General features: G+C 50.5%; 8 protein-coding genes. 2 read left to right on the forward strand and 6 right to left on the reverse strand.

The window, feature by feature from the left end:
* Positions 1-105: 105 nt before the first annotated feature.
* The gene (locus tag AC1DWB_RS10815) at positions 106-789 is read left to right on the forward strand and encodes a response regulator transcription factor (RefSeq protein ID WP_477541065.1); all 684 of its coding nucleotides are present in this window, start codon (positions 106-108) and stop codon (positions 787-789) included.
* Positions 786-2,249 carry a sensor histidine kinase gene (locus AC1DWB_RS10820; RefSeq protein ID WP_477541066.1) on the forward strand — a complete coding sequence of 488 codons (1,464 nt, stop codon included), beginning with the start codon at positions 786-788 and terminating at the stop codon, positions 2,247-2,249. The genes AC1DWB_RS10815 and AC1DWB_RS10820 overlap by 4 nt, the downstream gene beginning before the upstream one ends.
* Positions 2,250-2,320: 71 nt before the next feature.
* On the opposite strand, the gene AC1DWB_RS10825 is transcribed toward AC1DWB_RS10820, so the two are convergent.
* The 6 genes from AC1DWB_RS10825 to AC1DWB_RS10850 all read right to left on the reverse strand — a co-directional run bounded on the left by AC1DWB_RS10825 (position 2,321) and on the right by AC1DWB_RS10850 (position 11,639).
* Positions 2,321-3,190: a carbohydrate ABC transporter permease gene (locus AC1DWB_RS10825; RefSeq protein WP_477541067.1), complete on the reverse strand. Its 870-nt coding sequence runs from the start codon at positions 3,188-3,190 to the stop codon at positions 2,321-2,323.
* A 37-nt stretch (positions 3,191-3,227) separates the two neighbouring features.
* Entirely contained in the window at positions 3,228-4,127 is a 900-nt protein-coding gene (locus AC1DWB_RS10830) for an ABC transporter permease (protein ID WP_477541068.1), read from the reverse strand.
* A gap of 110 nt (positions 4,128-4,237) precedes the next feature.
* Positions 4,238-5,803, reverse strand: coding sequence for a type 2 periplasmic-binding domain-containing protein (locus AC1DWB_RS10835; RefSeq protein WP_477541069.1), 1,566 nt, complete (start codon positions 5,801-5,803; stop codon positions 4,238-4,240).
* Between the two features lie 151 nt (positions 5,804-5,954).
* Complete coding sequence (locus AC1DWB_RS10840; protein WP_477541070.1) at positions 5,955-8,465, reverse strand: hypothetical protein; 2,511 nt, start codon at positions 8,463-8,465, stop codon at positions 5,955-5,957.
* Between the two features lie 586 nt (positions 8,466-9,051).
* Positions 9,052-11,331 carry a helix-turn-helix domain-containing protein gene (locus AC1DWB_RS10845; RefSeq protein WP_477541110.1) on the reverse strand — a complete coding sequence of 760 codons (2,280 nt, stop codon included), beginning with the start codon at positions 11,329-11,331 and terminating at the stop codon, positions 9,052-9,054.
* Positions 11,332-11,438: 107 nt separating this feature from the next.
* Positions 11,439-11,639, reverse strand: coding sequence for a response regulator transcription factor (locus AC1DWB_RS10850; protein WP_477541071.1), 201 nt, complete (start codon positions 11,637-11,639; stop codon positions 11,439-11,441).
* Positions 11,640-11,760 lie beyond the last annotated feature (121 nt).

The raw sequence follows: 11,760 nt of genomic DNA on the forward strand, positions 1-11,760 counted from the left end.
CATTCAGCCGCTTTTCAGCTAATATTCAGATGCTATTAAGCTTGAGAACAGATAATATAGAAATGGCAAGGATACAATGGTACCATTTAGTCAGGAGTGGATCGGATGCAGAAAATAAAAGGAATCAAAATCGTCCTGGTTGACGACGAGCCGAACATCTTGCAGTTTCTGGAGATTGGGCTGTTGAACGAAGGATTTGAAGTTCAAACTGCGCAAGATGGCATGTCTGCCATTACGCTGATCAAACAATTTCAACCGCACATCGCGATTCTCGATGTCATGATGCCCGGCATGGACGGCTTCGAGGTATGCCGCATGATCAAGAAGACGGAGAACGTAGCTGTCATTATGCTGACCGCCAAGGAAGAAGTCGAAGACCGCATCAAAGGGCTTACGCTTGGCGCCGATGATTACATGATTAAGCCATTCAGCTTCGAAGAACTATTAGCCCGGATTCATGCACGTCTACGTAATCAATTTCCGAACCTACTCGGAGAGGTTACATACGGTCCGTTCCTCCTGGATGACCGACGGAAGGAGATCAGTCTGGACAACAACGTACTAGATTTATCGCCGACGGAATACGAGCTGCTGAAATTTATGGTCATCAACCACGGGCTCGTCTTAAGCAAACCGATGATATTGGATAAAGTGTGGGGGTACGATTTTGTGGGAGATGACAATATTGTCGAGGTGTACGTTCGTTCATTGAGAGAAAAGCTGGGCGATCGGGAACACCGTTTAATTCGCACTCTGCGTGGATCGGGATACCGAGTCGATTTGCCATGACCGGGCGGGTACGCAAATACGCCATTGGTCGCTTTGTATTCCCGAACTCGCTGCGGTTCCAGCTGTTATCGCGTTCGCTTGTCATACTGTGCATTATTCTAATGGTCATTGGGCTGTTACAATATGTGTTGATGAAGCATTTTCTGTATGAGAACAAAGCTGAGAGCTTGCACAGTCAGGCCAATGCCACCCCACGCGAACTATTCCTCAGTATTAACGGGATTAGCGGTAGAGGCGGACCGGATCGGTCTTCGCCATTTCCCGGAGAGACGACTCTTGCCTTCATCGATGACAACGGCGCCATCACGGTATTGTTGGAAACAGCGGACATGACCGTTCCTAAGTTGGACACGGAGGAGTATAAAGCGCTTCTGCAGGCTAAGCCGCGTCCCGATAAGACGATCTATCGAGTCGTACGGGACTCTTCCCGACAGGAGCAGTTGTTAGTGTTTCATCCGTTCATGGACCGAGGTAAACTTCGGGGATTGATTCAAGTAAGTACGAGTACCCAACCGCTTAAGGACGTTCTAATCAGCCAAACCGTCATATTCATCGGACTTTCTCTGGTTGCCATGCTTCTTGGACTATTAGCTTTCTTTCCCGTGTTGAAGCGCACGCTCGTCCCGTTATCGAACATGGTCCGTACCGTCGAACAGATCGACGCAGGCAACTTGGCAGAGCGGTTTCCTGCTGAGCAAGGGCAGTCCGAGATTGACCGCTTGTCTGTATCTTTCAATGGCATGCTGGAACGGCTGGAAGCGTCCTTCCAGGCTGAGAAGGAGTCGAATGAGAAGATGCGGCGATTTATCGCGGACGCGTCCCATGAGCTCCGCACGCCGCTTACTTCCATTCACGGATTTCTGGAAGTGCTACTGCGCGGTGCAGCGAATCAGCCGCTGCAGCTGGAGCGGGCGTTGAAGAGCATGTACAGCGAATCAGAACGTATCAATAAGCTCGTCAATGATTTGTTGCTATTAGCCCGTCTTGACCGCAGCCCTGTTATAGAGCTGACGGCCGGACATCTCGATGTGGTGATTCATGAGATGAGAGATCAGCTTCGGCTATTGGCGGGAGATCGAACGGTAACGTTCCAGCTGATGGAGAATGCTATGTGCACATTCGATTCGGACAAAATGAAGCAGGTTGTCTTGAATTTGTTCCAGAACGCTGTGCAACATACGGATGCGGTATCGGGCTCGATCACCATATCCCTGCAGCAAGCTGGCCTGGGCGTTGAACTGTCGGTTCAGGATAACGGACCGGGCATACAGGATGAGGACCTTCCCCAGCTATTCGATCGATTCTATCGAGTGGAGTCGTCGCGAGCCCGTAAGTATGGGGGTGCTGGGTTAGGGTTGTCCATCACCAAGTCCATTGTGGATCTGCATAGAGGGATTCTGCGGGTGGATACGTCACCAGTTGAAGGCTCGACATTCCGGGTATGGCTTCCGGGAAAATAAGAATACAACTAGCCCTTCAGCAGCATTACGCCGCTTGAAGGGCTTTGACTTGTATACGAAGCCATTCACGACTATTCCTTCAAGGACCCCACCATCGCGCCTTTAACGAAGTACTTTTGCAGGAACGGGTACACGATTAGAATGGGTGCAGTGGCGAACAACGTAATGCCCGCCTTCAGCATCTCTGGTGTCAATAACGTGGCCAGTTCGGTCGTCGAAGCCATCTGGTTGGCCTGTTCTTCCATAATCAAGTTGCGCAACAGCACCTGCAGGGGTAAAAGATCTTTATCCCGAATAAAGATCATCGCGCTGAAGTACGAATTCCATTGCCCGACCGCGTGAAACAACGCAATCGTGGCAAATACCGGAGCGGATAACGGAATCGCAATGCGCCAGAACGTACCTAGCTCGGTGCAGCCGTCAATCTTGGAAGCTTCGAACATCTCGGCAGAGATCCCTTGGAAGAATGTCTTCATAATGATGACATTGAACGCGTTCAATGCACCTGGAATCATAAGTACCCACAGCGTATTCTCCATACCCAATGAACGGATTAGCAAGTAGTTCGGAATAAGCGGCGCCGAGAATATGAAGGTCAGAATGATGCCGCGCAACACCCACTTCCGACCCGTCATCTTCGGTCTGGACACCGAGTAAGCCAGCGAAGACGTAAACGCAAGCGCGAACAACGTACCTACAACCGTTATCGTTATACTTACCCCCATCGCGTTCCACATGTTGCCCATACCGAAAATGGTTTTATACACTTCCACGTTGAAGCCTTTCGGCCAGAAGCTAACAAGTTTGGTATTCGCGTAGATCGGCGAACTGAGCGAGACGGCTGCCAGATGAACAATCGGTGCGATCATGCTCAAGCACAACAGGACGAAGAACAGTCCGTTAATCGCAGGAAACAGCTGCATTTTTTTCCTTCTAAGCATCAGGTCTCCCCCTTTCCTTCTCATGAAGTCAATGTGATCAGTATATACTTTCCCCAGTTGTCTTGCGGCTGAGTGAGTTCAGTCCTACTACTAGAATGAGGCCCACCAACGATTTGAACATCCCAATCGCTGTTGTCAGGCTGAACTGTGAGCTAAGCAAGCCTACCCGGTACACATACGTATCGATCACTTCTCCAACGTCACGAACGAGCGGGTTCAACATGATCAGCACTTGCTCCACATTGGAATCGAGCACGTGGCCGACACGCAGCAGGAACAACACCACAATCGCCGGAACGAGAGAAGGCAGCGTAATGGACCACATTTGTCGGAACCGGCCTGCCCCATCGACCATCGCCGCTTCGTACAAGCTCGGATTAATACCGGACAAGGCCGCCAAGTAGATGATCATGCCCCAGCCCATTTCCTTCCATATCCCCATACTAACAATAATGCTTCGGAAGTATTCCGCCTGGGTCAAATAATCGGTATTGGGCAAGCCGGTCCACCCAAGCAGCATGTGCAGGAATCCGTCTGCTGTCAGCATATTGATGAAAATACTCCCGACGATGACCCACGACAGAAAATGAGGCAAGTACAGCAACGTCTGCACCCAACGCTTGAACCAAACTTTCCCGATTTCGTTCAACAGAAGAGCGAGAATGAGCGGAGCCGGAAACCCGAATAGGAGCGAGTACAAGCTTAACAACATCGTATTGGCTAATATTTTGTAAAACTCCGCGTATGTGAACATATTCTCGAAGTGTTTGAGCCCGACCCACTTGCTCCCGGAGAACCCTGAGAAAATGTTATAGTCTTGAAAAGCGATCACATTGCCCAGCATCGGAACGTATCGGAAAAGGATGAAGTGTAAAATACCGGGCAGCGCAATCAACCAGAGCAGCAACATATCGTTTGATTTTATTTTGTTAAGCATGATTGAACTCCCTTCCTTTCAACTGGTGCGATTGGCGTATACAACTGAAATGGCCTCCACCAGATCGATCTGACCCGGTAGAGGCGCATGCTTCCATTCAATCAGGCCGTTTATTTTTTGTGAAATCCGTTATACCATGTAGTCGCTTCTTTAATAATATCTTCACCACCGCGACGCTTCCATTCCGTTACGAACTTGTCGAAAGCGGAATCGGCATCTTCCTTGCCGGTCACGACTTTGGCGAACATATCAAGGAACAGCGTACCTGCATTCGTCCCAGGGACAAGCTCAGGTTTTGTTTTCAAACTCTCTAGCGTAGGCATGTGAAGCGCATCATTCTTGACCACGTTCTTATCTGCTGTCTTGACCCCGGCTTTCAAAATATCGGAGCTCGGAGCAACATCCAGCACTCGCGGCATCATCCGGCCGTCACCGCGAGGGTTAATCGACAGTTGATAAAATACGGAAGCATCATTGTCTTTGTTCGCTGGTGCATTCATATCCCACTTGGCTTTTCCATTGTCAACGGTGTAGTTGTTATCCTTGATTCCCATGGCGAAGAAATCGTCTGCTTCGTCTGACCAGGCCCAATTCAGGAACTTAATCGCTTCGATCGCATTTTTGTTCTTGGCTGGCATCACCCAGACGAAGTAGATTTGATCGCCTTGCGCTGAGATCCCTTTGCCTTTAGTCCCTTGTGGGGATTCGATCATCGAAACTTTGGCGTTCTTCTCATTCACATAAAATTCGGGTATGCCCCAGTTTGTATTGTAGTTCGTAACATCATGAAGCCAAACACCGCCTTTACCTTGCTTGATGCCCGCTTCCCAATCGGCAGCCTTGTTCGTGAACAAGTTCGGATTGACGTAGCCTTTGTCATACAGGTTTTTCCAGAACTTCAGCGCGTCCTTGATTTCCGGCTGGATCATGCCCGGCTCGAGCTTCCCATTCTTCAAGTACCACATGTTCGGGTCAGCACCGAATTCACTGAAGAACAAGTTCGAGTAGATCAAGTTCTCACGTACATAAAAACCGTATTCATCGTTCGGGTCGCCGTTGCCGTTCATATCTTGCTTCTTCACCGCTTCGAAAAACTTCAAGTAATCGTCCGGCGTCTTAGGCTGCTGCATGCCAAGCTTGTCCAACCAGTCTTGACGGATGTAGACGACTCGTGAAGCCGGGAGCGCGGAGAGAGCTGGAATACCGAATATTTTGCCATCTTTGCTGACCTTCGGGCTGTTCCAGGCTTCGGCCGGAATTTTCTTCTTCAAGTTCGGTCCATATTTCTCGATTAGCGGGGTCAAATCCTCGAACACCCCTTGGTCGACAGCACCCGGATGCATGGTAGAATTGATGCTGTCGGTACGGACCATATCGGGCAAGTCGGCCGACGCGAACCGTACGGTCAACTGCTGTGTGAAATCGTTCCCATGTCCCAGAAACTCGAACTTGAGATTCGTGCCGGACTGCTTCGACAATTCCTTCACATACTTATCGTCATCCTTGACCTGCATAGCGTACTTCGCATTGGAGTGGGACAACAGGATACTAAGGTTTTTCGGTCCTTGGGTTGCTCCTCCAGTAGCTGCCTTCTCATCCTTGCCGCAACCAGCGAGCACGCTTGTCGCCAACAATGTTACGGCGAATACGGATGCAACCGTTTTCTTCTTAATCATCGACACACTCTCCTCTATATTGTTTGTCGGGTATCCCCCTGCTTCTATTGTGCTGGCCCTTGACTATTATGGGCAATTCTCATTTGTTTGGATGACCGATAACAAATAAAGATAATCGATTTCATAAGTCAGGATAACGAATGCTGCAACACTACAGCGTAATGAATCGAGTTGCACCAACAGCTAGATCGATCGTTTTCCCATGGGTCGTATGTCGATCTGTCATGGTAAAGCGTAGGTCGATGTTAGTCGCGTTATGCACAAATAATTGTTCATCCGATAGGACGATTTCCAGTGCTCCCTCACCAGTCTCGGACAACGCAGTCGCACATTGTGGGGAGAGCTGCAATTCATAACGGCATGACTTGTAACCCGCAGCTCCGGGAGCGGCTTGACCGTAGCGAATCGTAAGATCAGCTGTCACCTGTTGCCTGCCCTCGAACAGCTGTATAGCCGTTGATTGTTCGTTAGAGCTTGTGCCTGCGCGCTTGCCGACTGCCGTGTAACGGGCAGTTTCACTGCCGGTGTGAATGCAGATGAGATACCCTGCTGTCTCCAGAACTGTGCAACGTTCCGCATCCACCTCGAGCAGCGCCGTCTGTTCAGCAATTGCAGCGGTCTGTTCCGCTGTGCTGTTCGGCAATGTCAACGCTACGAAGGCCGGCAGCTCCGTCGGAGCATCGAAGCGCAGCTGTGTACGCTCATTCAGCGTCAGCACATCTTCAACGCCCTTCCACTTCGGATATTCGTGTTGGTTCAAATACACCATACCTGCGGACCCAAATGTTACGTATCCGATATCGTTATTCACATTCACATACGCACCTGGCTCAAACCGTTCTTTCTTGTTCGGTTCTTTGCCATAAAATCCAGGGTACTGTCTTGTTCCGTCTGGAGTAATGAGTGACTTATGGCCTGATGCGAGTCTAGGTAATGCCGAATATCGCTCATTGCGAATGCCGATCACACCAGTCGACAGCCTCGCTACATGACACGGCTCCATAATCCCGATATGTTCGGCATATACGCTGCGGCCGTCAGGCAAAGATACGAAGCCGACCCTCTGCATGAGCTGACCGTTGGCGCCGCGAGCGATTTCGACTGTAACACCGAAGCCGTCTTCGAACTGCTGCACGTTCTGGCTGACTGTATCGATCGCGACCGATTCGTTACTTGCGCTGCTTGGCGTGACTCCGGCGAACTCCACATCGCCTGTATAGCTCGTGTACAGCGGTGTAACACTCCACATCGAATCCTGAGGCAGCGTCAACGCCATCACATGGCTGCGCCAGCTGAAGGAGGAGAACGTATTATCCGTCCTATGAGTGATGAGACCACCGTGCGGATAATAGTGAACCCCGTTCACTTTACTTTGATATTGATCCGGCTCCGTCGGTACAGCACCAGGTCCACCGAACACATGAAGCAAATATGCTGTTAGCACACTGTGTGCGGAGGCAAATTCCATATCTACAGCAGTCTGGAAGCTAGAGGCCACAACGATGCATTCTTCACCATTCTCTTCCAGCATACAACCTCTCGTATTGCTGGCCTGAATGTGCTCGATATAGTCCAGCGCCCTCCGCTCAAGCAGCGCCGCGTCGGCGTCCTGATGCAGCACGTTCATGAATGCGTGTCCAGTTAGCGCCTCGTGCTGCCGATTGTACCACCAGTCCTGCCCTTGGATCGGGACGGGGTAGCCGTCCAGCAAGCTCCATTGCTTGATCGTACGCTCATACATCGGTACGTTGTTCAGCGTTAGCGCTTCCGGGATCGGCTCACCTCCCATTAATAAGAGCAAGGCATAGAACCCTCTTAGCGAGATGCCAGCGAACATGTAGGATGGATGGACAAAGGCGTGATTCTCCGACGTGAAGTCCGGGTGAAACGTCGTCGTCGATACAGCTGGTCTACGCAGTATCTGATCCTTCACCGTGCTGACCGAATTGATCGCCCAGCGCTCTGCGGCTTCCTTCCACTTCGGATTGCGGGGATGCTCCGGGAAGAGCGCTGCTGCCGCACCGATGCCAGCCGCTGTCCAGGCATTCTCCTCGCACTGTGTATTGAAGTAAACGCCATTCCTCGGCTCTTCGTCGAACGACCACCGGTCCGCATAATAGACGAGCACGTTCTCGATCATCCCCTGTGTTTCCACGTCCAACTCGTCCCACAGCAGCCAAGCTGTATAGCCGATCGCATTGATCGACGTGCCTGTCTGGCTGGCACGGAAGAAATCATCCCCGCGTCCACCCCACTTCAGCCCGCTGCAGTATGGGTTGCGGCCTTCCGTTCGCACGCATTCCTCCGGCCCTGTGTCGTGTGTATAGCACAAGTAACGCAGTGACTTGATCGCTCTCTCCACCATCACTTCACGCGGCAGGCCAGTGAGTGACTCGTCATAGTCACCGAGCTTGCCCGCCACCGCATACACCAACGCCGTATAGGCGGTTTCCAGCTCGTACCAATACGAGCCGCCGAAGAAATGCCCACAGTTCGGACGCTCCGGCCACTCGGCATACTGCTGATCCGCGTAGCGAATCCAGCGCAGCAGCACCCGATACATGCGGCGGGACAAATCCGTTTCTTGTACTTGGTCTAATCTTAAAGTTCGGCACACAGACAGAGCTTCAGGCGGTGTTGAGTTAGTTGAATGACTGTTCACTGTTCTCATCCCCTTACAAGTATTTGGTTTCCTGCCCTCAGTTTGCTCTCATTCGCGCTGACATTCAATACTCTTCTGCGTGGAATTTGACATCACAAGTAAAGATAAGTTGAATCATAAAGGATGATAAAGCTGGAAGGCGGAAAAAAAGGCTTGAAGCACAAACGGTCGTTCCAAGTGAAAAAGGACCCTTTCCGCTCAGACATCTTGTTTGAACCTCCTTTGATTGTATAAGGGATTTTGCGGTATGGAGGTTCAAGCCAAAACTCGCCAGGGTCCTCTTTTTCACTCTCCACTCCTCTAAGGAGCTGGAAGACGAAAAAATCGTCTGACAGCTCCAGAGTGAACCTTTACTTACACAATAAAAACAACCGCGCTTGAGGCGCGGTCTAGTTCCATGAGAAACCCTTAGTGGAGGGCGTGTGGCTCTGGCGGAAAAGTTTACGTGCCGTCTTTGAAATCGTGTTCCAACCAACATCAAATCAAGGAACACGATTTCAACAACGGCTGGAGCCGATACACACGTCCGGAACAGCTTTGGGTTCCTCATCTCTTTAGACTACAGCGCATCAACCGCAAAACCATATCATCCACTCTCCCGCTTCCACTTGCGGAACTCACCGGGCGGAACGTTGAACCACGTCTTGAACGTCCGATTGAAGTTTTGCACGCTGGAGTAGCCCAGGCGATCCGATATTTCCTTGATCGGCGTTTCCGTATGTTCCAGCCATTGCTTCGCTTTCGTCATCTTCAGCTCTAGCACGAATTCGCTGAACGTGCGCCCTGACTCTTCCTTGAATATTTTACTTAAATACGACACGGATAACTTGAAATGATCGGCAACCATCTGCAGCGACAGCTCGTCCTGAATCCGCTCCTGTACGAACTGGGTCACTTGTTGAACGGTACGGGCTTGCTTCGATACCACGTCTTTCTGCAACTGCGCCTTCACCGCCGGGAACAGCTCTTGGACCAACCATCGTTCCAGCTCCGAGAGGGAGCGCATCCGATAGAGCCGCTCATGCTTATCTTCATTCGTTACCTGCTGAATGTCACACCCTGCCTGTTGCAACATATAATCTAGCTCACCCAGCATGTAGGAGAACAGGCCGCGTGCCGTCTCTGGCTTGAGTTGAGTCTTGGGTAGCTCAGCGACCAGCTGGGCGAGTAGCACCTCTGATTCTTCCAGGTTACCGTGTACAACATGGAACACGATCTGCTTCTGCCGCTCCACCATTTGTCGACTGGAACGCAGCAAGCCTTCATCGGCTCTGTCGGCGGTAATTGTAATATCGTCGCCCATCACGAGTCGATGGCTGAGTAGAGCGACCGCCTCCTCATATCCGCGTCCGATGGCGGCATAACCAGGGAGTGGATTGCCAATAGCTACACTCACCGGGAAGCGAAAGTACTGCTTCGCATTGCTACGCAACTCATCCGCGCATTGCTGCAGCCGATCCCGGCATTCCGCCCCCGTATCGTCGGTACCGATCAGCAGCACAATCTGGCCTGACTTCGATGTAAACCCGGTGCAATCAGGGAAGATGTGGAACGTTTCCTCCATCATCTTCAGCAATGCATAATGGATCAGTGCCCGGTCGTTGTCCTGATAAGTGCGGTGAAAGGCTGGAATGTCATCGGCCTCAGCGACACAGACGAATACATGTGAGCCGTGCAAACGCATATTCACTTTATCTGCCGCCTGCAGGAACTCCTGCTCGTTCAACTCTCCCCGGAGCAACTGCTGGAAGACGCCCTGCTTCAAGTAAGGGAACTGTTCGTTCAGTCGGTCATGAAGCTTGCGGTTCGTGTCCACGAGCTGCATCATATAAGCGTCTAGTGCAGCGAGCCCATCTCCCCGAGATTTCCCGCCCTTGTCCAGCGGAATGACTTTGTCGAACAGCCGCTGAATCGGAAAATACATTCGTTCCGAGCCAATGGTTGCAACTAGCGTCCAGATCAGGGCGAGCAACCCGCCGATAATCCAGGTTGTAAGCTTGATTCGTGCGGATTGGGAAGTTAACTCTGCCATGGGGGTCATCGCAATGTAAGTCCAATCGGTATCTGATGATTTTTGCGAGTGCAGCTTATAAGAAATGTCACCAATATCCATCGTCTGCGGACGTCCCTGCTGTTCATCGGACATCAAGCTCGGAGATACGATTGCATCCAGCCGCTTGCCCATCTCATCACGCTTCGAGCTAATAATGACTCGGTTGTTCTTATCGGCAACGAGAATGCGAGTCCCTTGCCCATGTTCCAATGATCCGATGAACTTCATAATATTGTCCGGCGAAACCTGGAGCACCAGTACACCTTCTGTATAATTGCTGGAGATGGGAATCGGCCGATACAACAGCAAATTCGGTTGGTCATCGAACATGGTGGCCGGTACGAAAAAGGATTGATTCGAGGTCGGCTTCATTTTATCCAGTATCGTAAATAGTCCAATCTGCGAGTAGGAGCCCGGATCGTATTCGTTGGAATATATGAAATTGTTGAACCGTTTGTACAAGATCGAGACATTATACTTGACAGGCGAAGTACTGCGTATGCGGCGGATCGTCTCGTTCATTTCCAACGATTCGGATAAATTCTCAATACCCGGACCACCTTGCACGGATTTTTCAACCGAAATGTTAGTTGCGATATAGATTGACGCCATGTTCAGGCTGTTCGTGAATTGATTCAACTGGACCTGCATCTGGTTAAGCATGAATTGATGATTTTTGTCCACTTCAGACTGGATGCTTCGCGACGCCATATAGGATGACAACAGACCGACGGTCAATACCGGGAAAATACTCAGAAATATGGAGTACAGCAGCAATTTGCGCTTAAATGAAACACCCGACATCCGTAACATCCGCACCCATGGCCATCCCCTCATGCTAGCAGCAACCTTTTCTAATAGAGTCTATCTATTATACATGTCTTATATGAATGCGTATACATTCGGATGAGGGAAGTCAGCTATTCATGTTGCATCATCAGTTGCACCAACTGCGTTCGGTTCTTGACACCGAGCTTGAGGAACATGGCTGACAAATGTTTTTTGACCGTCACTTCACTCAGGAACAGATGCTTGGCAATTTCGGGATTCGTTTTTCCTTGAATGAGGAGTGAGGTGATTTTGTTCTGAATGTCTGTGAAGGTAGGATTGATCTTATTCATTCTGTGCTCGTTCGGTTCCGTGTCGATCATCCCAAGCTTCGAAATCATTTTCCGCAAATAAGGCGTTCAATCGATGTCCTCTTGTATCATTCGTGCCAATCCACCTACATCTGATACGTTT

Source organism: Paenibacillus sp. P4_E11, from assembly GCF_056401635.1.

Bases quoted from the DNA above. Each gene is read 5' to 3' on its own strand.
- AC1DWB_RS10815 (WP_477541065.1), top strand. From the start codon at position 106: ATGCAGAAAATAAAAGGAATCAAAATCGTCCTGGTTGACGACGAGCCG.
- AC1DWB_RS10820 (WP_477541066.1), top strand. From the start codon at position 786: ATGACCGGGCGGGTACGCAAATACGCCATTGGTCGCTTTGTATTCCCG.
- AC1DWB_RS10825 (WP_477541067.1), bottom strand. From the start codon at position 3,190: ATGCTTAGAAGGAAAAAAATGCAGCTGTTTCCTGCGATTAACGGACTG.
- AC1DWB_RS10830 (WP_477541068.1), bottom strand. From the start codon at position 4,127: ATGCTTAACAAAATAAAATCAAACGATATGTTGCTGCTCTGGTTGATT.
- AC1DWB_RS10835 (WP_477541069.1), bottom strand. From the start codon at position 5,803: ATGATTAAGAAGAAAACGGTTGCATCCGTATTCGCCGTAACATTGTTG.
- AC1DWB_RS10845 (WP_477541110.1), bottom strand. From the start codon at position 11,331: ATGTTACGGATGTCGGGTGTTTCATTTAAGCGCAAATTGCTGCTGTAC.
- AC1DWB_RS10850 (WP_477541071.1), bottom strand. From the start codon at position 11,639: ATGAATAAGATCAATCCTACCTTCACAGACATTCAGAACAAAATCACC.